Below are 25,568 nucleotides of genomic sequence, written 5' to 3'. Positions count from 1 at the left end.
CGGCCGCTGGCGCATCGTCGAGATGGACGTCTGGGACAGCGACTTCCTCGATCTTGTCGAAGAGGCGCATCTCACCTTCCAGGGCAAATTCGATGGCGAAATCGCTTTTGGGGCCCTTAAGGGCTTCCTGGACGTGCGCTACGGCACCCGCGACGGATCGGCTTGCGCCGAGTTCTCATGGGAAGGGCACGACGAGAATGATCCGTCCTGCGGTCGCGGATGGGCGATGATCGGCACTGCAGGCAGGCTTGTCGGCCACTTCTACATCCACAATGGCGACGATTCAGGCTTCGTTTGCGAACGCGGCTGAGTTCTTCAACAGCCTGCTAGTCGTCAGCGCGGCTGACGCCGGCCCGGCGTTAGAGTGTCTGGGCGATCCTACACTCATTTTCCGCTATGGCCTGTTTTACTTCGAGCGGTCTGCCGATGGTCCTCCCGTCGAATACGACACGCCAGGCTTCAAGACCTTTGCAGAAGCGCTCATGGCCGCGGTAAATGCTGTTGCACCAAAAGAACTCAAGCTCGGTGTCGATGGTCGCGGTGGCGCTGACCTGAAAACGCTGCTCGGCGCAGCAAGGCCGATCGTTGATATCAGCGATGAGATTGTTCGTAGCCGGGCGACAAAGCTTCCGGGAGAACTGGTTCGTCTTAGAAGAGCGACTCAGCTCGTTGAAGCCGGCATCGACGCGATCCGGCGAGAGTTCAAAGTCGGCATGAGCGAATGGGAGCTCGCCGGCCTGCCGCGCTCAGCACTTGCGGACGCATACCCGACAGCGCGCAAGATCCAGGCGGGAGACATCATCCGCCTTGATGCCAGCTGCGTAGTTGATGGATACAAATCTGACATGGCGCGTTCCTTTGTTGTGGGGGAGGCGTCGAAGCTTGTCACTGCACGCTACAAGGCCATCGCTGAGGGTCTTGTAGAGGAACTCGCCGCAGTGCGATCCGGAGCAAAGGTGCGCGACGTTCACCTGGCAGCCGTCAATGCCACCCGCAGCGCGGGCATCCCGTCATAGCGGCGATATCACTGCGGGCATGGCATTGGCCTCATCGGCGAGGCGTCTGAGGCCGTTCTGGCTGACGGTATGTGTCTTTGCGTTGAAACGCCCTTCTATGAATTAGGATGGGGCGGGATGATGATCGAAGACACGATCTGCGTCACTGAAGATGGTTTCGATCCAATCACGACAATACCCCGCCAGCTATTTCAACTCGCGTAAGCGAAGTCTGGATATCATAACAGCGACGTTGTGGCGACACCGGGCCAAATCCGGTGCCGGCCGGCAAGGCCGCCCCGCGTCCTTGCCAACTATGCCGTTCACAAGCATCCCTGGGTGAGGGCTAGAGGTAGCACCATCGGCACTTTCACTTTCCACTTTACGCCGTGCTCGTCGCTCGACCCCGTCGGCGGGCTTTTCGTAAGTCGAAGCGGCGCCTCCACGCGGCATCTTCCACTCTGTCCTCGACCTCAAGCCATCATCAGCCGCTACCTGGCACAATCGACAACCAAACCTCCGTCTGGACCGCCGACCGAGGCAAAATCATTGCTGCCGTCAGATCTGGGCACCATGTGTTCGATTCCGTCCGCTAGTATCGCTCATCGCGATTAATACTTGCGAACCTTTTCCCCGAAGGCTGCATCCCGATCAGCTCCGGAAGCAGCCCGTGCTATCTGCTCATTGCTGCAGCGACGCTCTCGGGCGGCAGCTGCGAGGACAAGGTTGGCGCGCGCCGCCGCGCCGCACGATCGTGTCTCGGCACAATGCGCTGCCTCTCCGCGCTCATTCGATTGCGCTGACAAGGGGCACCTTCGCCGGTCGACGAAGGGATGAGCCAACTCATCACGGACATTAACGAGAATGCCCGTCAGACTGTCAGGACAAGCAATCCGCCGTGCTCATAATTTAGGTGCGCAGCTGCAGGATGCAATCCACCTGTTCGAGTTGATAGCGCCCTTGTACGAGCCTGAGGGACCGACGTCGGCGGAATCTCTGAAGCGCTGGGACTTTGTGGCTGAAAGACTCGGCGGCTGCGGACCAGTACCAGGGCAGCAGTGAGATGCCTATGGTTCGATCTGAGCAAGCAAGGATGCAAGGATGCACCTGCACGATGCGCGCATCGACAGAAATCCCAGTGTGTCTCATACTCTTCGATCGTGCCGGTGACCGCGACAACCCAGCTCCACGACGCAGAAAAACTTCGCTATTTTAGATTATATCGCAGGTTTTCGGCTTCATTCCGTCGGAATCGGGAGTTTTGGATTCGGCGCCTAGTATATTGCCAACAATCGACAATTAACAATCGACAATCGGCGCGCTGTATCGCAACTAGGAAGCAACGATGGATCTGAATTTTACCGCTGACGAACTTGCCTTCCGCGACGAGGTTCGGGCATTCTGCCGCTCCGCAATCCCTGCAGATATCCGCGAGAAGCTGATTGCGGGCCGGCATCCTAGCAAGGAGGCCAAGCTCCGCTGGACGCGCATCTTGGCCCAGAAGGGTTGGGCCGTGCCGCACTGGCCCGTCGAATATGGCGGTACGGGCTGGACACCCATCCAGCATTACATCTTTAACGAGGAGGTGAGCGAGACGCCGGCGCCGGAACCGGCTGGGAGCGGGATCAATTTGGTCGGTCCTGTGATCTTTACGTTCGGCAATGAAGCTCAGAAGAAACGTTTTCTACCGCGCATTGTGAATTGTGATGACTGGTGGTGCGAAGGATTCTCTGAACCCGGAGCAGGCTCTGACCTCGCCTCGCTTAAAACGCGGGCGGTGCGCGATGGTGACCACTATGTGGTCAATGGTCAAAAAATATGGACGTCGTTAGCGCAATATTCAAACTGGATTTTTTGCCTGGTCAGGACTGACCCGGAGGCGAAGAAGCAGCGAGGCATCTCGTTTCTTCTAATTGATCTGACGTCGCCGGGTGTCACCGTGCGCCCGATTCAGCTGTTCGATGGGTATCCCGAAGTTTGTGAAGTGTTTTTTGACGATGTGCGTGTTCCCGTCGAGAATCGAGTCGGCGAGGAGAATCGTGGCTGGGAATATGCCAAATTTGTTCTTGGAAACGGACGCGTCACGATCGCGCGTGTTGGGCTTTCCAAGGAGTCTATCCGGCGTATCAAGGAGCTCGCTTCGCGTACCCGCGTCGGCGGCGAGCGGCTCATCGACAGGGCCGATTTCCGCAAGAAGATTGCTGCCGTCGAAGTCCAGCTCAAGGCGCTCGAGATGACGCAGCTCCGCGTCGTGGCCAACCAATCGAAGCTCGAAAAGGGTGCGCAGGACCCCGCAAGCTCGATCCTCAAAATCAAGGGTTCGGAGATCCAGCAGGCGACCGCTGAGCTTCTGATGGATGTGATTGGCCCTTACGCGCTGCCCTATCAATCAGAGGAGGAGTTTCAGCGCGGGGAGCCAGCGATCGGTCCCGATTGGGCTGGACCGATTGCGCCCGCCTATTTCAATGGACGTAAGGTGCCGATCTATAGCGGCTCGGATGAGATCCAGAAGAACATCATCGCCAAGGTCGTCCTCGGCCTCTGACGCTTCAGCAAAATACAAAGCTGCTGACTGCGCGGCATTCTAACCGATTTGAGGGGCGAAGATGTGGCCCCGTTTCAGGAGGGTTTTCTAGTGGATCTTGATCTTTCTGAGGAGCAGCGGCTCCTTAAGGATGGCGTCGAGCGCTTGATGCGTGAGCATTATAGCTTTGAGGACCGCCGCAAGTACCGGACCGAGAAGCCGGGATTCAGTGAAGCGATGTGGGCGCGCTATGCTGAGCTGGGGCTTCTCGGGCTGCCGTTTGCGGAGGTTCATGGCGGGCTCGGCGCCGGGGCGGTCGAGACCATGATCGTCATGGAAGCTTTCGGCAAGGCGCTTATCCTTGAGCCATATTTCGCAACCGTCGTACTCGCAGGCGGCATCCTGCGGCACGGGGCGAATGAAGTGCAAAATTTGAAGCTCGTCCCCGCCATTGCGGAAGGTCGGATGAAACTCGCCTTCGCGTACGCCGAACCACAGTCGCGATATGACCTTTTCGATGTTGAAACACAGGCCAAGAGCGACGGCGACGGTTGGGTGCTCAACGGGACCAAGGGTCTTGTCCTCCATGGCGATGCCGCGGACAAGATCATCGTGTCGGCGCGAACGGCGGGGAGCGCGCGAGAAAAGGACGGGATTGGCCTCTTCCTGGTTGACGCCAGCGCGCCGGGCCTTATGCGTCGCGCCTATCCCACGCAGGACGGGCTGCGCGCGGCCGAGATCACGCTTCAGAATGTACGAATCGCGGTGCCTGACGTTATCGGCGACCCGGCAGGCGCTTTCCCGATTATCTCACGCGTTGCAGACGAAGCGATTGCGGCCTTGTGCGCCGAGGCCATCGGCTGCTTCGCTGAAATGCATGCCATCACCGTCAATTACTTGAAGACGCGCCAGCAGTTCGGCACGACAATCGGTTCCTTCCAGGTGCTTCAGCACCGCGCGGTCGATATGTTCGTCGAATTGGAGCAGTCCCGTTCTATGGCGACATACGCCACCATGATGGCGGGAGAGAGCGATGTGACCGAGCGTGAGCGGGCGCTGTCGGCCGCAAAAGCGCAGATCGGTCAGTCGTCCAAAGCTCTCGGACGGCAGGCTATCCAGCTACATGGTGGCATTGGTATGACCATGGAATACAGCATCGGGCACTACTTTAAGCATGTAACGATGATCGACGCGTCCTTCGGCGATACCGACCACCATCTTCAGCGGCTCGCCTCGCTCGGTGGCCTCTTCGGCGATCAAACGACCCAACGATAGGGACCGGATCTCGTCCAAACGAGACGCCAGCTTTACGCAATACAAGAACCGACAGGTTTAACATGCAAGTTGATCGTGTGCTGCAACAAGACCACCTTCAGCAGGGAAACGCGGGAAGGATCAGCCAGCTTTTTCGGCCGGAATCCGTCGCCATTGTGGGGGCTTCCCAGAAGGGAGGCTTCGCGACCGAAATCCTCACGAATATCAAGAAATGGGGTTTCTCAGGCGAGGTCGTTGCGGTGAACCCGCGTTACACCCAGATCGCGGGCGTGCCATGCTATCCGAGCTTGAAAGCCATCCCTCATCCCGTTGGCCTGGCCATGGTCGCCATTCCAAGCAAAGCCATTCCCGAAGTGCTCGAGGATTGCGAAGCCGCTGGTGTGCGAGCCATTCAGATCATCTCCAGCGGATTTGCCGAGCAAGCTGGGGATGGGGCAAATAAGCAACGCTGGCTCATGGAGTGGGCTGCACGAACGGGCATTCCGGTTGTCGGTCCGAACTGCTTCGGCTTGATGAACGCGGCCAATCAACTGATGGCGGTCCCGCTGGACTTTCACACCATGAAAGCAGGTGGAATTAGTTCCATCCTGCAAAGCGGCACTCTAGTCTACAGCTTGATCGTGCCACTGCTGGCTCGTGGAATCGGCATCGGCCGTGTGGTCACTGTCGGCAATGAGGCATGTCTCGATGTCGCAGATTTCATTGACTATTTTGTCGATGAGGAGGAGACGCGCGTCATCACCTCGTACTGCGAGCAGATCAGGCGGCCGGTTGAATTCATCAAGGCCTGCGAGCGCGCGGCCGACAAGGGAAAGCCCATTGTGATGATCAAGGTTGGCCGCTCCGAAAAGGCCCGCCAGGCGGCATTGGCTCATACCGGCTCTCTCGTAGGTTCAGACGTGGCGATCGATGCCGTCCTGAAACGACTGGGTGTCATCCGGGTCGATACCGTTGACGATCTGATCGAGACAGCAGTTGCGATGTCTTCGACGAAGCGGCCGCGCGGCCGCCGCGTCGCATTCGCATCTTTCTCTGGTACCGCCGCCGGCATTCTGTCCGACGTCGCCGATTCCTACGGCATAGAATTTCCGCCGCTCCCCGCACCGGAGAAGGCTCGGCTGGAAGCGGTGTTACCTGAGTTCGGCAATGTCGGCAATCCGCTCGATCTCACCGCTCAAGGCGACTATGATACGCACATCATCGATGAATCGCTAAGCACGCTCGCCACCTGTGGCGCGTATGACGTGATAATCTGGGGCCGCGGCTTTCCATCCTGCCTAGATATGCGCTCCGCCCTCGGCCGCGCACTGACGCGAGCTGCGGCGGCCGCACCGGGGATTGTATTCCCAATATTGAGCCTTGCGGGCGGCCATTTCTATACCTCTCTCGATCCAAAACACCCTATGATCGAGCCGAAGGCCGAATTCGAAGGCATGCCGTTTCTGCAGGGTCTAGCTCCTGGGCTGAAGGCGCTCTCTGCTCTGATTGGCTATGCTGAGTTCCAACGCGGCCGTAAACCCGGTGATCGCCTATCGGCCCGGTGGGGCCGGCGCAGCGCTTGCTATTCTGAGGCATTGCGCATCATGCGCGAGGCGAAAGACGACGTTCTGACGGAGCGGGAGGGCAAGCGTCTACTCGCGCTCTACGGAATTCCCGTCACGCGCGAAGCGCTCGCAACGCGGGCGGATGAGGCGGTGCGCATGGCACGGACGCTTGATTTTCCGGTGGTAATGAAAGTCGAGTCGGCCGAGATTGTGCACAAGACGGACGTTGGCGGCGTCATCTTAGATATTCCGTCAGCCGAGAAAGCAGCGGAGGCGTTCGAGCAAATCGTGGCTTCGGTCCAGTCGCACCGCCCTGAAGCGAAGATCGCCGGCGTCGTCGTACAAGAAATGGCCAAATCTGGGCCGGAAATCATGATGGGCGCTACTTTCGATCCACAATTTGGGCCCGTCATCGCCTTCGGATTGGGCGGAATCTGGGTTGAGGCACTCAACGACGTGCAGGTGCTGCTGCCGCCCTTCGATGCGGCCGACGTGCAATCGGCAATCGGGCGGCTACGCGGTGCGAGCGTTCTGCGTGGTGCGCGGGGCGGCGCCACGGCAGACTTGGAGGGACTGGCCGACTGCATTGTCAAGTTCGGGGCGCTCTGCACCGATCTGGCCGACGAGATCGGCGAGATTGACATCAATCCCGTCATCCTTTCTGCCAGTGGGACTGGGCTAGTCGCCGTTGACAGCCTTATCACCAAAAAGAAGCTCACAGGAGCTTGACGGGCGAGCCGGCGATTAGCTGCAAGGCTCGGTTCGGCCAACGAGATCGGGAAAGAAGGATATCACCGCCTGCTTGAGGAGAGAGGCGGCGCAGAGTGATGTTCCTTATCTAGAAGAGAGATTCAAGCCAAGGAATGATCGTTGGTTGGTTTCTCTCCGCAAAAATCGTAAGCAGTCGAAGCTCTATAGTCCCGGCTAGTGGTTCATCACAGTGATTTTGACGTTTGATACCGAGCCATTCGAGGATCGGCAAGTTTTCGGGTGGCAGGAGAATCTCGATGCTTCGGGGAACACCGGGCTGACGGCGAATGAAGCCGTTTCGTTCGAGGGTGACGATCATCTGGTGGACTGACGGCGGGCTGACGCGGAAATGGCGCCGGATGTCGGCTTCGGCGAGGCTGTCCGAACATGTACGAATAGGTATGGATGAAAGCGAGGTAGTGCCCCTGCTTCTCGGTGAGCGCGTGCCTGATTTTTGACTCATCGTTGGATTCGTCCCGGCCTCCGACAAGGAGGCAAAGGATGAATGTACGTTATCGGGTCGAATTGAGCTAAGGCGAGCGGGACGAACTGACGGCGATGCTCGGCGGCGGCGAGCACGCCGCCCGCAAGCTGAAGTGGGCGCAGATCTTGCTGGCGGGCGATGCCGGCAGCTACGACGCGGAGATTGTCCGAACCGTCCGGGTCAGCCCTTCCACCGTCGGCCGGACCAAGCGCCGCTTCGTGGAAGGCAATCTGGAGCGGGCCTTGAGCGAGGAGCCGCGCCCGGGCGCGGAACGCAAGCTGACCGGCAAGGAGGAAGCCCTGCTCGTGGCGACGGCATGCGCCAAGCCGCCCGTCGGCCGCAAACGCTGGACGCTGACGCTTTTGGCTGACGCAATGGTCAAGCTCACCGATCACGACAGCCTGTCGGGCGAGACCGCGCGTCGCCAGCTGGCCGAGAACAACCTCAAGCCGTGGCGCAGGGACATGTGGTGCATTCACAATGTCAACGGCGAATACGTCGCCCGCATGGAGGACGTGCTCGATCTCTATGCCGAGACGCCGGATCCCGATCGGCCGCTGGTCTGCTTCGACGAGACTCCGGTCCAGCTCATCGGCGAGGTACGTCAGCCTGTCCCGGCGCAACCGGGACAGCGCGAGCGCTATGATTACGAGTACCGCCGCAACGGCACCGTCAATCTCTTCGTCACCTTCGACCCGCATCGCGGCAGGCGCAACATCAAGGTCACTGAGCGCCGCGCCGCCGCGGACTATGCCCACTGCATGCGCGAATTCGTCGACGTCCATTATCCCGACGCCGCCTGTATCCGTGTCGTGCACGACAATCTGTCGATCCATACCGCCGGCGCGCTGTATCATGCATTTGCGCCCGCCGAGGCTCGCCGCATCTTGCGCCGCCTCGAATTCCATTACACCCCGAACACGCCAGCTGGCTCAACATGGTCGAGTGCGAGATCAGCGTGCAGCAGCGCCAGTGTCTCGGCCGCCGCATCGACGACCCCAAAAGGCTCCGAAAAGAGATCGCAGCATCGCAACGGCAGCGAAATAAAACGCGAGACCGCATCAAATGGATGTTCACAACCGACAAAGCACGAGCCAAACTCGGCCGCGCCTATCCGGTCGCCGCCAAAGAGTCAAAATCAATGTGATGAACCACTAGGCCTTGGCGCGAGGAAAGATCACAATGGCAATCAATTATGAGCAGCTGATGGCCATGAAGAGACTCGACCAAAAATACAGCTATAGCGATCGCGATGTGCTGCTTTACGCTCTGGCATGGGAGCTGATCCCTGGATGAGAGGCAGCTCGCTTTCTTGAACGAGGCCACAGTGACGGCGCGGCCACTGAAGGTCGTTCCGACCTTTGCCTCAGTCGCCACCGGCTTCGCTGAACCTGGTGAATTCAATCTAAACTCCATCCCGTTGGACGGCGAGCGGGACATCACATTTCACGGCACGCTTCCGCCCGCCGCGCATATCACGGCCGACTCTTCCGTGCTTGCCCTCTCCGACAAGGGCAAGCACAAAGGGGCAGTCATCCGCTTCCAAACGGTGCTGGAGGGCAGCCATGGAGAACCGCTGGCTAGCTTGGTGACTTCGTATTTTGCGCGTGGGGATGGCGGTTTTGGCGGGCCTGCCGGTGGTCCGCCCGAGCCACACCAAATGCCTGCCGAACGCCCGACCGGGTCGTCAACATTACCACGCGCCCCGATCAAGGGCTGATCTATCGGCTTTGCGGTGATCGCCATCCGCTACATTCCGATTTGGAGACCGCCAAGCAACTTGAGTTTCCGAAGCCAATCCTTCACGGCATGTGCACCTACGGAATCACCTGCCGCGGCATTCTGCAGACCTATGCCGATTATGATCACTGCGCCTTCAGGCGGCATGCGGCGCGTTTTTCATCTCCGGTATACCCCGGGGAGACCATGACGCTGGAGACGTGGAAGGATGGTAACGTGATCTCGTTCGAAGCGAGCGTGAAGGAGCGCGTCGTCAAAGTTGTCGAGAACGGCATGACATTGCTTGACTGACTTCCGCCGTCGCTGCGCGGAATGATTTCGCGAAACTTGCCCTTTATTCTGCAGAATGTCTTCGATCCCCGCAGATTTATGCACTCCTTGTGCCGGTCAGGTGGCTACGCTCATGCGTAATCATACGCCGAACAACATAGTTCTGCATAACGAGGGGGAGGGTCATGCCCACAGGGGAGTCCGGGGATCATTCCGCTGACGGCCCGAGCCGACGTCTCGTGCTCCAGTCGACGGCGACCTTGCTCAGCCTGCCGCTTGTTGCCAACACCACAAGAGCCTGGGCGTAGGAAAAGCTCGCCGGCAGCGACGAAGTCGTCGTCTTCAGCTATGGCGGCTCCTTTATTGAAGGTGTTCGGCGATCCGTCTATGAGCCGTTCACGAAGGCGACCGGAATAAAAGTCGTAGATGTGGTGGCCGATTTAGCGGAGCCCCAGGTCAAGGCGATGCACCAGGCTGGCCGCGTCGATTGGGACATTGCTTATATCGAGGCGGAGGCCTATCCGGCAATGCACAAAGCCGGGATGTTCGAGCCGATCGATTACAGTCTGTGGGATCAAGAAGCGCTTGAGGGCGCGCCGCCGCATACGCGTCGCAAAGACGCGGTCGTGGGGCTTGCGTCCGCGATCGTGCTTGCTTACGACCAGCGCCCTTTTCGGGAGCTGGCCCCCAAGACTGGGCAGATTTTTGGGACGTCAAGAAGTTTCCGGGACCAAGGGGTCTCGACACTCTCTTCGGTAAGCACGCCATCCAATTTGCCCTCCTGGCCGCCGGCTGATGGACACAAGGATATCTGGCCACTGACAGACGACAAGCTCGATCGCGCGTTTGCAAAGCTGAACGAGATCAAACCGCACATTACCAAGTGGTGGAGCGCGGGCGGTGAGGCGCCCCCAGCTCTTGATCAACCGATATGGCGGGCGCGTTCGATGGCCGATTGATTGCTGCGATCCACCAGGGCGCGCCGATCAAATTTGTCTGGGAGGGCGCCTACGTCGCCTACACATACATGACGGTTCTGAAGGGGGAGCCAAACACGGGGAACGCGCAAAGGCTGATCGCATTCTGAACCGCACGCAGATCGCGGCCGGGTGGACGCAGGGCACCGGCTACCCTGGGCCAAATACAAATCAGCTCAATTATCTGCCGGCCGAGTTGATCCCGCAGGTCAACGTGAATCCGCAGAACGCTTCGAAGTGCATCATTGATGACGCCAACTGGCTCGTGGAGATGCGACCAGATGGCAAAACCAATGCAGATCACATCCAGGAGCGTTGGCTCGCATGGTGCAGCGCTGAGCTCAATCGCAATTAGCCGCCGGGCGGAGTCCTCGCGAGCTTGGTCCGCACAACCGGGCCTTGCTGCTCCTTGCTACCAGCGAAGGTAAGTTGGCTTCCGTTACTCCGGCAGGGAGCGGCGGCGCTCCAGTGCCTATCGCGCTAGAGTGTTAGAGAACAGCCTTCAAAGGCGAATTTTCTTATGGCAAGCGAGCAAGCCAAAAAGACCTTCATCAGCTGTGTGATCACGGCAATCCGACTGATCGTTCATATCTGTACCCGCGGTCCCACCGCCAACCCTCGATGCCGATCGACCTCTATCGTGATCTGATGGATTGCATCCGCCTGCGATCGCATTATCAATCTGGTCATCGAGCGCACGGCTGCTTCGTGCCTTCGGACGAGCACCGTATGGTCGCTAGCCCTGGCACGACGCTAATGCTGTCCGAAACGGCAGGTGTAGGATATCGAGATCCTCACCCGACGTCTGCACGCTCCATCTCGATACCATGAAATCGCCGGCCAGGGCGTATGCGCACGACGTTCGCAAGGGCGGTCGCTTGCATGAAAGGCCGGATCTCGCAGTATTTTATCGCTAGGATGCCGGTTTTTCGCTGAACTGCAGCGCCGAGACGAGTTTACAATTTGACCGTTCGCTTGGAGTGACTGGCACGGTCGCTGATTGGCCCGACCTTCACCGGTGGACTGGCCCATGTGGAGGGGGGTAGCTAGATGAACAATTCTCAGCTCACCCAACGCAAGTCCCGGTTCGCCTCGCGGCACCTGAACCAGGCGTTTTACGGCGCACCCGTGGGTATCTTGCTCCTTGAGCGGATCGGCCGCAGCGGTGAGTTCAGCCGCCCATTCATTCCCGGCAGTGTCGGCAATGCCAGCACTTGGAGCGTACCTGTTCGCTACAAAACCATCCCTGGCCTCTCATTCACTGAACTTGTTGCACCCGATTACGAAAAATACGCGTCGGCCGCGGTCCAGGCCGCCATTGAGCTCGTACGCGAGGGCGCGCAAATGATTACCGCCAACTGCGGGTTCATGTTGCGTTATCAAGACGCCGTGCGCAATGCCGTCGACGTGCCCGTGCTGCTTTCACCTCTACTTCTCGGTGCATTGCTGGGACAAATGCTTCCGCGCGGCAAAGCGCTTGGTATCATCACGGCAAAGGCGTCGTCGTTGACACCGGACGCGTTGGAAGCCGCGGGGTTGCAGGCCGGTTCCGACCGTGTGGTCATAGCGGGCCTTGAGGATGCTCCCTGTTTCGCCGCTGCTTTTCTTACAGCTAGTGGTGACCTCGATGGCAGTGCTGTCGAAAGGGAAACTGTCGCTGCGGCCGTCGCTCTCCTCAAGGATCGACCGGACATCGGGATGCTGCTCTTCGAATGTTCAGAGTTGCCGCCCTATGCGGCCGCGGTTCAGCGAGCTACAGGCGTTCCGGTCTCGACTTTACCTCGATGATCGAGTTCGTCATCGGTGGGTTGATACGTAGGCCATTCGCCGGAATCGACTAGGCGCGATGACGTGGTGATTGATTCGCACGCAGAACTATCCCGCCCGCCGCCTCTTCGGTATACAGTCGGCTTAGCGCATAATCTGAGCTTCCTTGCCGTCGCTGCGGCGACCGGCGCGGCTGTGCACACCGGTATGCAGTCGGCGCCCAGGGAGGGCCGCCCGGCAATGAGAGGTCCCCCTCGACTAAGTCCATGGTTTATTGATTGCGAATGCGGTGCGCACTTAAAGCATTGTCTACCAGCCCCATGTTCACCGCTGGTTCCTGTATCAGCATAGCTCCCGTGTGCGTACCGCGGCCACATTGGCGTGATCGACTCTGGGCACGGCTGTCGCAGCGGTTTGCCCCACGATGGGAAGATCACGTCCTTCAGCGGCCCGTCTCACCTTGGCCACATACCGCCAAGGCCGGCGCCGGTCCGTGAGCGGCCCTTGCCTGTCAACCGGCAATCGCCTCTCCCCTCAATCCATCGCTGGCCAACAGCTCAATCCGCGCCCTTCCAACTCAATTTCTGCGGCCCCGGCCAGCCGCTCCAAGCTTTGTCGATTAGCCGCGCTGCACGAACTTTACTCGATCTCTTCCATCGACGCAGCTTCACAGCCGCGCCGCGATTACAACCATTTATCAGCGACCGAACACTACGAAAGCCGTACCTCATCCCGAGGTAAGTTCCATCCGTGTGCGCCGCTGTAGCGCTTAGGAACCTACGTAAGCGTGGGCGGAGCAAATGAGCTGAGCATAACCAGGAGGGGGTCATGACCAAACGACAGATTTCTCAAATCCATTTGTCCGGTGGCCAGAGCCGGCGCTCAATGCTTCAATCAGCGGCAGTGTTGTTGAGCGCTCCCTTCGTTGCCAAAGCGACGGGAGCCTGGGCGCAGGAAAAACTTGCGGGCAGCGGCGAAGTGGTTGTTTTTAGCTATGGCGGCTCATTTACCGAAGGCATTCGGCGATTTGTCTATGAGCCGTTCACGAAGGCGACCGGAATAAAAGTCGTCGATGTGGTCTCCGATTTGGCCGAGCCCCAGGTTAAAGCGATGCACCAGGCAGGCCGAGTCGATTGGGACATTGCCTACATTGTCGTGCAGAACTATCCGCAATGCATGAGCTGGAATGTTTGTGCCAGTTGATTACACTCTTTGGGATCAGGAGTCGCTCGAAGGAGCGCCGCAGCACGCACGTCTCAAGGACGCAATTGTCGTTTTCCAAACGGCGGGGGTCCTCGCTTACGACGCGCGGGTTTTCCCGAGCGGTGGCCCACAAAACTGGGTGGACTTTTGGGACGTCAAGAAATTTCCGGGAGCCCGCGGCCTCGAGGCTCTACTCGGTAAGCACACCATCCCGCTTGCGCTCCTCGCCGCCGGGCTCGCACATCAGGACATCTGGCCCCTAACAGACGAGAAGCTTGATCGCGCATTCGACAAGCTAAACCAGATCAAGCCATATGTTAGCAAGTGGTGGAGCGCGGGCGGTGAACCGCCTCAACTCCTGATCAACGGCGAATACGCGATGACAAGCGCATTCGATGGCCGTGTAACCGCCGCGATCCGAAAAGGGGCACTGATCAAGTTCGCGTGGGAAGGGGCCTGGCTGACGTATAGCTATGCAGCTATTCTTAAAGGTGGACCCAATACAGTGAATGGGCAGAAACTGTTCGCATTCTTGAATCGCGCGCAGATTGCGGCCGGATTTACTCAAGGCACTGGCTATCCCGGGCCGAATACACATCAGCTCCAGTATCTTCCGGCTGAATGGGTGCCGCTGCTGGGCATCGATCCGAAGAATGCTTCTAAAGTCATCCCGGAGGACTCTGCTTGGCTGGCTGCCAAGCGGCCGGATGGCAAGACGAATGCAGATCATCTGCAGGAGCGTTGGCTGGCATCGCGGGCGCAATGAGCGCGGTATGCAGGGCACCGGAGTAAGCGAGAGATGAATGCTGACGATGAGCGCGCGAGAATGAGACAACGGCTCGTTCACCCCTAGTGGTCGCGGCAGCGTCGGGGGATTTCTGAAGCTAAAAGGCAGGATCATTGGCGGCGTGAGAGTGTGTATCATGCCAAGCATCGCCTTTGCTAAAGAATGCTGATTCGGTGGGACGCCTCTCGAGCTGCGCGCGAGCATCCTAGGAAGGAATGAAGATCCGGGACCAGGCCGTTCGGTGACCGAAGACGGAGCCACAATGACGCCGGCTGCCCATCCATAGCGGCGGAGGTGAATCTCGCTGAAGGGTTCGAACAGACGCACGGCCAGAACATGAAAGTGACGGCACGCACCCATGAGCGGGACAGCCTCGAAGGTGTTCACACCTTCATCAGAGAGTTCCAACGCCGAGGCTGTGCTGCACGACTCTTCAAATGGACCAAACTCGCAGAGCAGATTTTGGCTTCTGTCAAACGCGTCTGCTACGAAGCCCGGCACACATATTAAATTATTAATATGGCTAACTGAGATTCACGTGGCTCGTTCGGGCAGGAAATCGGAAAGGTGTAAATTGATCGCCATTCGCGATGGCAATGGATTGAGCCATATCAGGCCAGAACAAATGGTTTGCGGCTACATCGGGCCAACTCGCGCAAATCCTTCGAAGATGGTAGCTTCAGCGCCGAAATTCGGCTTCAAAGCGCGGCCAATTTCATCAAATTATGTGGAGAGCTCGTTATAAGAAGCGTGGACCAGCGAAGTTGAGAGTTAAGGAGCCGTATGCCTCAGACGTTTCGAGACGCTAAGTGTTATCGCTCGATGCTCTTCGTCCCCGGACACAAGCTCGACTGGATGTTGAAGGCGCCTAAATACGGCTCCGACGCCCTAATCCTTGATCTGGAGGACTCGGTTGGGGTGGCGGAAAAACCGGCGGCACGCAATGCAGTCGCCGAAGCCATCAAGGCACTGCGCGATAGGCCGGTCGGTCTGTTCGTCAGGCTCAACGGGTGGCGGACTGGATACCTCATCGATGACCTCAGCGCGGTCGTCGATAAGGGTCTCGACGGGGTAATGCTGTCCAAGACCGAGGACCCGGAGGATGTCACAGCGCTGGACCTCGTTCTTGGTGAGCTGGAGCGTTCGCGCGGCCTGCCTCTCGGCCGAATCGAGATCTGTCCGTATCCGGAATCGGCTGTGGCGATGTACCGGCTCTACGACATTTGCATGGCTTCTCAGCGCGTGAAGCGGGCAGGCGCCGCGACTGGCCCTAACCCCCGAGGTGACGGGGGCCGCTCTCTCGGCCTGCAGTACGACGACGAGGAGGCCGTCGAGGGAGTTGCTTTCGGGGCGTACTCGGTACTCCAGGCGCGGGCCGCCGGAATCGTGCACATCGAAGGTGCCATGTGCGGGCAATTGGGTGATCTCGATCTGGTGCGGCGACTGGGAAAAAAATCGAAGCGCATGGGCGCGTCCTTTGGCTCGGCGATCCATCCCAGCCACATCCCCATCATCAACGAGATCTACTCGCCCTCGCAGGAGGAGGTAGATGAGGCGCGTGGGGTCGTTTCGGCTCTTGCTGAGGGTATCGCTCGAGGTGACGCTGCGGTTCGCTACAAGTCAAAGCTTATCGACTTTGCGAACGCTCGCGCCGCCATGGACGTGCTCAAGAAGGCCGAGGCGGCGGGAATGGACATCGGCGACGTTCCGAAGCTCGAAATTCCCGCCTATTGAGTACTGCAGATATTGCGGCGCACCGGACGTTCATTCGAGCGAGATCGTTGGCAATATTCGTTGCAAGTTAAATCACACCCTGAACCTGAGAGCGAAAGATGTCGGAAGCCTTGCAAGGAATAGTTGTTCTTGATCTCGCTGGGTATCTTGCGGGACCGTATGGCTCAGCCCTACTCGGAGATGTGGGGGCCGACGTCATCAAGATTGAGCCTCCCGGCGGAGATGCGGTGCGGCAATATCCGTCAACCTTAGCCGGAGACAACAGGACGTTTCTGGGAGCGAACAGAAACAAGCGCTCCATCGTGCTCAACTTGAAAAACCCTGAGGGCTTGGCCGCCTTCTATCGTTTGGTCGAGCAGGCAGATGTCGTCGTCCACAACTTCCGTCCCTCCGTGCCTAAAAGGCTTGGTATCGACTACGAGAAGCTGCGAAGCCTGCGTCCCGATCTCATCTATTGTTCGCTCACCGGTTACGGCGATAGCGAGAACGGACCTCTACGGGACCATCCCGGCTATGACACGATGCTGCAATGCTTCACCGGTATAGCCGCAATGCAGGGAGAGACCGAACAGCCGCAGATCCTGAACGGTTCCATTGTGGATTACTTCACCTCCTCATTCGTGGCGATTCACATTTTGTCAGCACTCGTCCATCGGCTGCGGACAGGCGAGGGTCAGCATGTAAGACCCTCGCTTCTGCGGTCCGCTATCGCATTGCAGGCCGGGCAATTCATCTGGGCGGACAGCGAGCCGCGCAACGTCGAGCGTTGGTGGGGAGCGAGCTACTCAGGCATCTATCCTACCAAAGAAGGTCACCTCTATCTGCAGGCCACCACGCCGGCCTTTTGGAGGAGCCTTTGCGAATTTCTCGGTTTTCCGGAGTTGTTGGAGGACCCGCGGTTCGACACGCTCACGAAGCGGGCCGCTCTGAGGGAAGAGATCAAACCGCTGATAAGGGAGGGCCTGAAGAAGCATACCGCCCATGAATGGGAAGAATTGATGCTAGGCAAGGTTCCTTGCATTGCAGTCAGGACAATTGATGAGATGTTCGACCATCCTCAAGTCCTGGCGGAGGGGCTTGTCGTCGAGCACGAAAGCCCGAAAGTCGGCAAGTACAAGAGCATGGGCAAGGCCATCAAGATGGGAGTGGGGGACAGGCCTACGACACGCGCCCCGATGCTCGGGGAGCACACGGACGAGGTGCTGGCGCGTCTCGGATTTAGTGAGGGCGAGATCGCCGCGCTGCGGGCGAACGGGGCTGCAGCATGAAGACCCAGGTCTTCGGGGACATTCGCGTCGACTCGATCACGGAGTTCGAATTCTCGGTCCCGCCAGGTGATCTGCTGGTCGGGCTGACGCCAGAGGACGTTGCGGAACATGAGCACTGGCTGGGGCCTTGCCTGGTGGAGCCTGGAACGCGAAATCTTGCAGTTCATATGCATGCGTACTTGATACGCACGCGACACCATACGATCCTGTTCGATACCTGCTGCGGCAATGACAAGGAGCGGTCCTACTTCCCGGCTTGGCACAGGCTGCAAACACCCTTCCTCCAGAACCTTGCGTGCGCAGGCGTTAGTCCTGAGCAGGTTGACTTCGTCATGTGCTCGCATCTGCATGCCGACCATATCGGCTGGAACACGCGGCTGCTCAACGGCGAATGGGTGCCCACATTCCCCAATGCCCGCTACCTCATCAGCAAAGGTGAGTTGGAATGGTGGCGGGCCGCCATCGAGACGGGGAGTGTTAAGGAGTACCGGAAGCTGGCGTTCACCGACAGCGTGTTGCCTGTGGTGGACCGCGGATTGGCGACGTTTGTGGAAGATGACTTTGCTTTCGAGAACGAAATGCCGGACGAGGTGTGCTACCTACCGCTCCACGGTCACACCAAGCACCACTGCGGCCTCTACCTCAACTCGCGGTCGCAGGATGCGATATTCACCGGCGACGCCATTCACCACCCGATCCAGTTCGCGCGACCGGATTGGATCAACGCCGGATATGACAACGCAGCGGCAATCCAGGTGCTACGTGACCTGATTACACGCTGTATCGACACGCCCACGAAGCTGATGACGGCGCATTTTCCCGAACCCACGGCAGGCTGTGTGGTGAGCGAGGCGGGCCATGCCCGTTTTCGCTTTGACGCTGATTGAAAAGAGGTGGGCGTGTGGTCGCGTGACGCGCCTAACGCGCCTGTACCGCAAGCTCCGCTTCCTTTTGCTCTCAATTCGTTGCCAAGTCAGCTTGGTATTGTCAAACCGTCTAGCTGCCGTGTGAGATGCGGGATTTCGTCGACGCAGCACTTACAAACCGGCTCGGTCGACACGCCACGGTTTCCCGTTAGGTTCGACGTAGATGAGCGTCCCTTGAGCCGTTGACGACTAAGCGTGGGCTTCCAAAAAAGCGGGAAATCGTGTCAGAGCAGGTGTCTCGTAAACTTCCGTGCCGTCGAACGCCGCGCCTGACCGCGGCAAACTGGCGGCTCATGTTCACGGGGAAGACGTTCATGTTCAGGTGGCTGGCTCTAGCCTTGACTGTTTCGTTGCTCAGCGGAAACCCTGCTGCGGCTCAGGATAGGCGGCCCATAACGCTCCTCAAGGCTGCCCACCTTCTCGATCCGCGATCCGGACAAGTACTTTCCCCGGCTGCGGTCCTGATCGAAAACCGAAAGGTCACACAAGTAGGGCCGCCGGTGCAGGTCCAGGCACTCCCACAAGCAAGAGTGCTGGACCTGGGCGAGGCCACGCTCCTGCCGGGCCTGATCGACAGCCATATCCACCTCCTCCTAGACGTGGTCGTACCTCCCGAGGCGGAGCTCTCCCGCCGGTGGATCCGGAGATGGAGCCGGACCTCCTGCTCGCGATCGTGGAAGTCGCCGGAAAAGCGCGCCCTGATAGGTGCGCAGCTCGCCCGCGAAGACCTCGAGAGCGGCTTCACCACGGCAAGGAACCTTGGACACTCTGGTATCGATGGTGACACCGCGCTTCGCGACGCAATCAACAACGGCCAAGTACAACGGGCCTCGCATGCTCGCTTCCGGGCGAAAGCTGATAGCGCGCGGCTCCTACGTCAGAAGCCTGAATCCCGCTATCGCCGACGCGATCCTGCAGCAGGAATTTATATCGTCGACGGTCCCGACGGGGCGCGCGCGGCAGTGCAGAAGAACGCCTTCGAGGGCATTGACCAGATCAAGGTCGCCCTCAACCACGACATATTCGCGGCGAGCCTCGGCGCAGTGGCCGAACAGGCGCGCCGCCAGAACATGAAAGTGACGGCACACGCCATGACCGGCAGAGCATCCAGGAAGCGATTGAGGCCGGCGTGGACTCGATTGAACACGGAGAGGAAGCCACGGATCAGCAGCTGAAGGAGATGCGGGACAAAGGCATCTTCCTCGTCAACACCCCAACGTTCTGGGGCACTTCGGAGAAAGTCTATCCATCGGGCGGCCTCTCGGCGGAATTCCGCGCCAGGCTCGCCGCGGGCGACGACCGGAGCCGTAAGGCCGGCGCGGAGCTCGTGCAGAGGGTCCTGAAGTCGCGCGTCAAGTTCTCCGCGGGATCGGACATGTTCTTGTACATCCCCGGCAAAACCCGCGGCGAAGCTTCCGCCACGATGTTCGCGGCGCTGAGTCGCTCGGGCATGCCGTCACTGGACATTATACGAGCCGTGACCGCCAACGCCGCGGAAATGCTCGGTTGGCAGGACCGGAACGGCTCGATTGAACCCGGCAAATTTGCGGACATCATCGCCGTGACTGGAGATCAAGGACATCACCGAGCTGGAACGCGTCGGATTCGTGATCAAGGATGGGCGGGTCGTGAAGAACGAGGTGCGTCCGAATGATTCAGGAAGGTCAGAATGAGCGCCCGCGACAATTAAAGCTGGCCGGCGTTTTCCTGCGCGGCGCTCTGTTCTCGCGCCGTTCGCGATGGCTTCAGGCTTCGCGGCGCCCGCAGATCACATCTACACGCGCCCTGTTCGGATCGTCGATGCCAACGGCGCGCTGTTCAACCTCGAATGCACTGGCGACGGCTGGCCGGCCGCGTTACTCGACCTATCCGTATGGCCGTTGTCCAGCTGCACGTCGCGCGTGATCGGCGAGCCCGGACGAGCGTCCCGTTGGCGATGCGGTCTGTGGCGTCAGGTGAGCTATGCGCTCAGCTAGCCAGACGCTTGCTGCAGACATTTTCGACGAGATTCCTCAGGACCGCGACGCGCTCAAGGCGTGACGCAACTTCTCGGCTGCGATCGTCTAGTGGGGAGCATACTGGGCGTCGAGGTGGGCCCAGCCCAGCAGCTCGGGCGGCTGTTTCTCGGGCGTGGAGCGCGCGATTGCGCGCGCGCTCTAGGAAGCCCTATCGACCGCCCAGCAACGTAAACTCTCCGAAGCGTCACTGCGAGATCGCTTGCGCGACCTTCCGCCTAGATTGGTTTGCTGCGGAAACTGAAGGTCCTGTAGAGCAAGAATTGTCTATATTATAGCGCGCTGCAGGCGCCGCTTTATTGAGGGCCAGCCCTGGCAATCCGAGCCTTGGCGGAGCTTTCTATCGCTCTCGAGATTCAGCGTCGTATTGCCAAAGTCGGCTAACTGCCCGGTAGAGATGCGGGATTTCGTCGGCGTAGCGCCGACAATTGGCAAAAACCGGCTCGGTCGACAAGCTACCGTTCCCTTAGATTCGAGGTATGTGCGCCCTTGAGTCTTGACGAAGCATGCGCTTCTAAAGGGAAAAATCATGTCAGAGCAGGTGTCGCGTAAACTCCCGGGGCGTCGCGTGAGCCGACGCTCGGTCCTCCAATCGTCGGCAGCGCTGTTGAGTGCACCGTTTGTTGCAAAAGCTACAGCAGCCTTCGGGCAGGAAAAACTCGCCGGCAATGGCGAAGTGGTCGTTTACAGTTATGGCGGTTCGTTTACCGAAAATCTGCGTAAGTATGTTTCTGACCCCTTTACGAAGGCGACGGGCATCAAGGTTGTCGATGTGACAGCTGACCTGGCCGAGCCCCAGGTCAAGGCGATGAACCAAGCCGGCCGGGTCGATTGGGACATTGCTTTAGTGTCACCTCTTGTTCCAGCTTACCTGGACCTGCATCAGGCCGGCGCGTTTGTGTCCATCGACTACAGCCTCTGGGATGACGAAGCGCTGACGGGTGTGGCGGAATCTGCGCGTCATACTGATGTTGTCGTCGCATTCCAAAACTCGATACTGCAGGTTTATGATGAACGTGCTTTCCCGAAGGGCGGCCCGAAAAACTGGACAGATTTCTGGAATATCAAGGAATTCCCGGGGCCGAGGGGCCTCGGCGTTGCTTATCTTGCTAACATCGTGTTTCCGTTGGTCGCCGATGGCGTCACGCACAAGGGTCTTTGGCGAGTGACTGATGATAACGTCGATCGGGCTCTCAAAAAACTCGCGGAGATCAAGCCGAATATCGCGAAATGGTGGGGAGCTGGAGGGGAGCCTGTTCAGGCGTTGATCAATCGCGAGTTCGTAATGACAAGCTGTTACGATGGCCGCGCCTTAGCGGCCATCAAGCGGGGGGTGCCCCTTCGCATGGTATGGGACGGCGCTCTTGCAATCGATAATTGCTGGACGGTTCTCAAGGGCGGCCCGAACAGCGCGAACGCACAGAAATTCATCGCATTTGTGAATCGCGCCGAAGTGGCGGCCGCCTTTACGCAATCGACCGGATATCCCGGCCCGAACCTAAATCAGCTAAAGTACCTGCCAGCGGATCTGGCGCCATTGATCAGCATAGACCCCGACAACGCGGCGAAGGTAGTCCGGCTCGACGTTCCCTGGTTTTTGGAGAAACGCGCGGACGGCAAGACCAATGCGGATTATCTTCAGGAGCGTTGGCTGGCATGGCGAGCTCAATAATATCGATCGCTACGACGGACCGACCGCTTCGCTAGCTTTGTCGTCGGCCAAGCCCAGACGATGGGCTTGGTAATGATGTGCGCGCGGCCCGAGCATTTGCATCTCGACAAGAACCCGCCAAGTCGTCCGGCGGAATTCAGGATGCGTCGTCGGCATGACCTTCGTGGAAGATGCGGCCATGTTCGAATTCCGCAGCGCGTCGCAGATCACATCGAAGGTGATCAGCACATCTGCTGCAGCCTTGCCAAGGCGTGGTGCTCGAGACTGGTGTCCATTCAGCGAGCGTAGGAGAGGACATCTTCATCCCGAGAGCCGCTCTTGATTCGGAAGGGAAGATCGATGCTAGTGAATCCCACGGTTCCTGGCTCACTTTGCAGAATTTCGCCAACATCCGGCGATTTCCGTCGATCTTTGGCTTCAACACGCCTTTACATTGTTGCCTAAGGCTAATCGGACCACATCGCGCACCGCAGAGAAGTTGTTGTCGCTTGGCCGTGTTACAGAAAAACAGGGAGACGGCGATGAGCAAGAAGAAGCAAATTGTTGTCGGTGCAATGATTCTTGCCAACGGAACTCATTCGGCGTCATGGCTGATGGAAGAGGCTCAGCCAAGTGCGTCGACGAGCATCGAATACTATCGCGCGATGGCGCAGTTGGCGGAGCGCGGCAAGCTCGATTTCTTCATGCTTGCCGATACTCCGGGCGCGCCCACCGATAATCTGCAGGCCTGGAGCAGGTCGCCGTCGTACACGAACGTGCTGGAGCCGATTACACTATTGTCCGCGGTTGCCGGCGCAACTACCCATATCGGCCTCGGTGCAACAGCTTCGACCAGCTTTTTCGAGCCCTACAACCTCGCCCGGCAGTTTGCGTCGCTGGATCATATCTCGCACGGGCGGGCAGCGTGGAACGTTGTGACGTCGGCTAACGACTATGCGGCCCGCAATTTCGGACTGGATCGTCTGCCGCCGCATGGCGAGCGGTATGCGAAAGCCCGCGAATTCTGGCAGGTTGTCGAGGCGCTCTGGGACAGTTGGGAGGACGGCGCATTCGTGTACGATCGGAGCGCCTGCCTGAGTTTCTTGCCAGAAAAGCTCCACACAGTTGATCACAAGGGCAAATATTTCACCGTACAGGGCGCCCTCAATATCGAGAGGACGCCGCAAGGTAGGCCGGTCATCATCCAGGCAGGCGCCTCGGACGCGGGCCGCGATTTCGCGGCTGAAGTCGCCGAGGTGGTCTTCGGACCGAGCGGCACGCTCGGAAAGGCGAAAGAGTTCTACGGGGACCTCCAGCAGCGAATGGGCAAGTTCGGCCGTCACCCAGACGACCTGAAAATTGCGTCTGCCATCACAGTGGTGATTGGCGAGAGCGAGCAGGAGGCCCACGAGAAGCTCGAGGGCTGGCAAAATCTTATTCATCCGGATGTTGGCGTGTTTCGGCTGGGGCAGGACCTCGGTACCGATCTGTCCGATCTTCCGCTGGACCAGCCGGTCCCTGAGCACCGGATTCCAAAGTCCTCAAACTTCCAGAAGGCCTTTTTCGACGAAATAACAGAGATGATCCGCGAGAGATTGACGTTGCGCGAAACCGCAAGGCGTTACAATCGTAGCAAGGCCGCTTTCTGCGGAACGGCAGCACAGGTTGCGGATCATATGGAATCCTGGATCGAGGCTGGCGCCTGCGACGGATTCATGATCTCGTTTCCGGCATTGCCCAGCACCTTGAGGGATTATGTCGAGAAGGTAGTTCCGGAATTGCAGCGTCGAGGGATATTTCGCACCGACTATACCGGACATACATTGCGCGACCATTTAGGACTGCGTCGCCCCGAGAACCGCTACGCGTCGTCAATCGTCTCGGCGTAAGTTGCGAAGCGGGCCTGACCAATGCAGCTTGACGCTGCAGAAGGAGTGCCCGGCCAGAGTGGCGGACAAGCGCCTAGCGTCGCCTAGGTGTCGGTCACTCTTTTCCACTCGGAAAGCGGAAGTTCATGGTCGATCCAATCTGGCTAGCGCTCCCCGGCGTCGCGTTCCTTACGCTGTTCCTGATCGGCCCGACGGCGCAAATCCTGTCGCTCAGGCTTATATTCGCCAAGATCCTAATGGGGGCGGCCGCTATCTCGCCATCCTGGCGACGGCATATTCCATTGCGATCTGGACACCATGGTTCCACGGCGTTGCGTTCACATCACGGGATGCTGAGCGGCCAAGCGGTGCAGCCATCAAGCGACGCAAGCGCAGGGTGAACCGAATGTGCAGAACGCAGAACACTCCAAGGGCACGGCCACGGGCATCGAGGCGCAGCGGCGGTAGATCGGCCGCGTCGTATACAACATTGATCTTGCCCCAAAAAAATGGACAGGGTTAAGCTGCTTTAGCTCCATCTCGATCGGGCTGATGTAGCCAATGGCGGAGTGACGACGAGTTCGATTGTAGAAGCCCTCGACATAGGCAAAGATATCCCGTGTGGCGTCTGCCCTTGCATAGTGCCTGTGGTGGACGAGCTCGGTCTTGAGTGTGTGAAAGAACCATTGGAGCATTGTCATAGCAGTTGCCTTTGCGGCTCATCGACACCCTGAGGCCGGCGGATTGCATCAGCTTGCGGTAATCCGCCGAGGCATATTGGGCGGATTCAAACGGTCGTCGCAACACCAATTGTTTTCACTCATGACAGTAATTCGTCAAGCGCTTCTGCCGGCGTTTTCCAGCCCAGTGTCTTTCTCGGTCGGGCGTTGAGGGCCGCTGCTACAGCGGATATCTCGTCGGCGCTGTGGATGCTCAGGTCTGTGCCTTTCGGAAAGTACTGCCGCAGCAACCCGTTGGTGTTCTCGTTAGTGCCGCGCAGCCAAGGGCTTTGCGGGTCGCAGAAGTAGACTTGGATGTCCGCTCTTCGATCTTGAGGCGGTTGTGCTGAGCCATTTCGGCTCCTTGATCCCAAGTCAGCGTGCGACGTAGTTCTTCGGGCAAAGTGATGATGGTGCGCGAGATCGCGTCACGCACGGCTTCCGCCCCGTGTCCCGCAAGCACAGGTCCGTTCTTCTTGCGCGGAGCTTCGCCATGCCCCGCTAACCGGGGAAGGTGCAACAGCATTGTGAAGCGTGTCGTGCGTTCGACCAACGTGCCGATCGCCGAGCTGCCAAGACCGAGGATGAGGTCTCCCTCCCAATGTCCCGGCACGGCTCGATCGGCCGCTTCAGCGGACGCTCACTGATCATGATCTCCGGCGAGACAAAGCCCTTGCCCCGCCTGCGTACGCGCCCCCTGGGCACGCGCAACACGCGTCCCGTTCGTAAGCAGGCCGTCTGTTCGGGCGATTTCCTCGCGTTCAGCCAATGAAAGGTAGCGCCTGGAGAGAGGCTTGGCCGAAGATCTGAACATCGCTGGTGGCATGCCGCCTGCCTTTCGGAACAATCTGCTTCCGACAGGTTGCGATAAGCCGGCCTCAAACGCAGCATCTTCGCTGCTCTGTCTTGTGGCAATCGCCCTCCAAAATCTATTCTGTTCATCGCGTCCGGCCACAGACGGCCGGCCTGGCGATGGCAAATGGCGCTCGTCCTGACCGTGCCGAACGTCGACTTACAACTTTCATCGCAACCTCCAACTTCAGGGTGTTGCGACGACCGTTTGAATCCGCC

Annotated in this window: 14 protein-coding genes and 6 pseudogenes; 17 read left to right on the top strand and 3 right to left on the bottom strand. The window is 58.9% G+C overall.

All coding sequences use genetic code 11. The features are described from left to right. The 16 genes and pseudogenes from GA0061098_RS41160 to GA0061098_RS41070 form a co-directional block, all read left to right on the top strand. The coding region (locus GA0061098_RS41160) for a hypothetical protein (protein WP_245323945.1) at nt 1–310 on the top strand (310 nt) is incomplete at its 5' end. Beyond that, nucleotides 273–1,220 (top strand): annotated as a pseudogene (locus GA0061098_RS47345) (M24 family metallopeptidase). The gene GA0061098_RS41160 and the pseudogene GA0061098_RS47345, both read left to right, overlap by 38 nt. Before the next feature lie 1,120 nt (nt 1,221–2,340). Further along, entirely contained in the window at nt 2,341–3,540 is a 1,200-nt protein-coding gene (gene pimC / locus GA0061098_RS41145; RefSeq protein WP_091967425.1) for a pimeloyl-CoA dehydrogenase large subunit, read from the top strand. Nucleotides 3,541–3,630: 90 nt separating this feature from the next. Continuing rightward, nucleotides 3,631–4,794 (top strand): acyl-CoA dehydrogenase family protein, encoded by a 1,164-nt coding sequence (locus GA0061098_RS41140; protein ID WP_091967433.1) that lies wholly within the window; start codon nt 3,631–3,633, stop codon nt 4,792–4,794. 62 nt (nt 4,795–4,856) lie between these two features. Then, nucleotides 4,857–7,067, top strand: a complete 2,211-nt coding sequence (locus GA0061098_RS41135; RefSeq protein WP_091967423.1) for an acetate--CoA ligase family protein — start codon at nt 4,857–4,859, stop codon at nt 7,065–7,067. A 579-nt stretch (nt 7,068–7,646) separates the two neighbouring features. Continuing rightward, a pseudogene (locus tag GA0061098_RS41125) lies at nt 7,647–8,719 on the top strand (IS630 family transposase). Nucleotides 8,720–8,754: 35 nt separating this feature from the next. After that, nucleotides 8,755–9,603: pseudogene (locus GA0061098_RS41120) on the top strand (MaoC family dehydratase). A 341-nt stretch (nt 9,604–9,944) separates the two neighbouring features. Further along, nucleotides 9,945–10,541 carry an extracellular solute-binding protein gene (locus tag GA0061098_RS41115; RefSeq protein WP_347337564.1) on the top strand — a complete coding sequence of 199 codons (597 nt, stop codon included), beginning with the start codon at nt 9,945–9,947 and terminating at the stop codon, nt 10,539–10,541. Nucleotides 10,542–11,609: 1,068 nt separating this feature from the next. Continuing rightward, complete coding sequence (locus tag GA0061098_RS41110; RefSeq protein ID WP_245323942.1) at nt 11,610–12,347, top strand: aspartate/glutamate racemase family protein; 738 nt, start codon at nt 11,610–11,612, stop codon at nt 12,345–12,347. 807 nt (nt 12,348–13,154) lie between these two features. Continuing rightward, entirely contained in the window at nt 13,155–13,529 is a 375-nt protein-coding gene (locus tag GA0061098_RS41105) for a type 2 periplasmic-binding domain-containing protein (RefSeq protein ID WP_129591086.1), read from the top strand. After that, nucleotides 13,513–14,295, top strand: a complete 783-nt coding sequence (locus GA0061098_RS41100) for an extracellular solute-binding protein (protein WP_091967417.1) — start codon at nt 13,513–13,515, stop codon at nt 14,293–14,295. Before GA0061098_RS41105 ends, GA0061098_RS41100 begins: the two co-directional genes overlap by 17 nt. An 843-nt stretch (nt 14,296–15,138) precedes the next feature. Beyond that, nucleotides 15,139–16,050 carry an HpcH/HpaI aldolase/citrate lyase family protein gene (locus GA0061098_RS41095; RefSeq protein WP_165637943.1) on the top strand — a complete coding sequence of 304 codons (912 nt, stop codon included), beginning with the start codon at nt 15,139–15,141 and terminating at the stop codon, nt 16,048–16,050. Between the two features lie 98 nt (nt 16,051–16,148). Beyond that, complete coding sequence (locus GA0061098_RS41090) at nt 16,149–17,318, top strand: CaiB/BaiF CoA transferase family protein (protein WP_091967413.1); 1,170 nt, start codon at nt 16,149–16,151, stop codon at nt 17,316–17,318. Further along, nucleotides 17,315–18,205, top strand: coding sequence for an MBL fold metallo-hydrolase (locus GA0061098_RS41085; RefSeq protein ID WP_091967411.1), 891 nt, complete (start codon nt 17,315–17,317; stop codon nt 18,203–18,205). Before GA0061098_RS41090 ends, GA0061098_RS41085 begins: the two co-directional genes overlap by 4 nt. Nucleotides 18,206–18,537: 332 nt before the next feature. Next, nucleotides 18,538–19,898, top strand: a pseudogene (locus GA0061098_RS46680) (amidohydrolase family protein). Nucleotides 19,899–20,788: 890 nt separating this feature from the next. Beyond that, nucleotides 20,789–21,931, top strand: a complete 1,143-nt coding sequence (locus tag GA0061098_RS41070; protein ID WP_129591084.1) for an ABC transporter substrate-binding protein — start codon at nt 20,789–20,791, stop codon at nt 21,929–21,931. A 9-nt stretch (nt 21,932–21,940) separates the two neighbouring features. Here GA0061098_RS41070 and GA0061098_RS41065 read toward each other — a convergent pair whose 3' ends face one another. Continuing rightward, the gene (locus GA0061098_RS41065; protein WP_091967402.1) at nt 21,941–22,159 is read right to left on the bottom strand and encodes a hypothetical protein; all 219 of its coding nucleotides are present in this window, start codon (nt 22,157–22,159) and stop codon (nt 21,941–21,943) included. A gap of 293 nt (nt 22,160–22,452) precedes the next feature. Between GA0061098_RS41065 and GA0061098_RS41060 the strand changes: the two genes are divergently transcribed. Beyond that, complete coding sequence (locus tag GA0061098_RS41060) at nt 22,453–23,799, top strand: LLM class flavin-dependent oxidoreductase (RefSeq protein WP_208610738.1); 1,347 nt, start codon at nt 22,453–22,455, stop codon at nt 23,797–23,799. 500 nt (nt 23,800–24,299) lie between these two features. Here GA0061098_RS41060 and GA0061098_RS46675 read toward each other — a convergent pair. Further along, nucleotides 24,300–24,558 (bottom strand): annotated as a pseudogene (locus GA0061098_RS46675) (IS3 family transposase); the annotation flags it as partial. 40 nt (nt 24,559–24,598) lie between these two features. Then, a pseudogene (locus tag GA0061098_RS41050) lies at nt 24,599–25,241 on the bottom strand (IS30 family transposase); the annotation flags it as partial. Nucleotides 25,242–25,568 lie beyond the last annotated feature (327 nt).

It is taken from the genome of Bradyrhizobium shewense (assembly GCF_900094605.1).
GTDB lineage: Bacteria > Pseudomonadota > Alphaproteobacteria > Rhizobiales > Xanthobacteraceae > Bradyrhizobium > Bradyrhizobium shewense.
This window is presented reverse-complemented; position numbering and strand designations above follow the sequence as displayed.

Coding starts and splice junctions, on each gene's coding strand:
- pimC (WP_091967425.1), top strand. CDS start 2,341: ATGGATCTGAATTTTACCGCTGACGAACTTGCCTTCCGCGACGAGGTT.
- GA0061098_RS41135 (WP_091967423.1), top strand. CDS start 4,857: ATGCAAGTTGATCGTGTGCTGCAACAAGACCACCTTCAGCAGGGAAAC.
- GA0061098_RS41110 (WP_245323942.1), top strand. CDS start 11,610: ATGAACAATTCTCAGCTCACCCAACGCAAGTCCCGGTTCGCCTCGCGG.
- GA0061098_RS41105 (WP_129591086.1), top strand. CDS start 13,155: ATGACCAAACGACAGATTTCTCAAATCCATTTGTCCGGTGGCCAGAGC.
- GA0061098_RS41100 (WP_091967417.1), top strand. CDS start 13,513: ATGTTTGTGCCAGTTGATTACACTCTTTGGGATCAGGAGTCGCTCGAA.
- GA0061098_RS41095 (WP_165637943.1), top strand. CDS start 15,139: ATGCTCTTCGTCCCCGGACACAAGCTCGACTGGATGTTGAAGGCGCCT.
- GA0061098_RS41090 (WP_091967413.1), top strand. CDS start 16,149: ATGTCGGAAGCCTTGCAAGGAATAGTTGTTCTTGATCTCGCTGGGTAT.
- GA0061098_RS41085 (WP_091967411.1), top strand. CDS start 17,315: ATGAAGACCCAGGTCTTCGGGGACATTCGCGTCGACTCGATCACGGAG.
- GA0061098_RS41070 (WP_129591084.1), top strand. CDS start 20,789: ATGTCAGAGCAGGTGTCGCGTAAACTCCCGGGGCGTCGCGTGAGCCGA.
- GA0061098_RS41060 (WP_208610738.1), top strand. CDS start 22,453: ATGAGCAAGAAGAAGCAAATTGTTGTCGGTGCAATGATTCTTGCCAAC.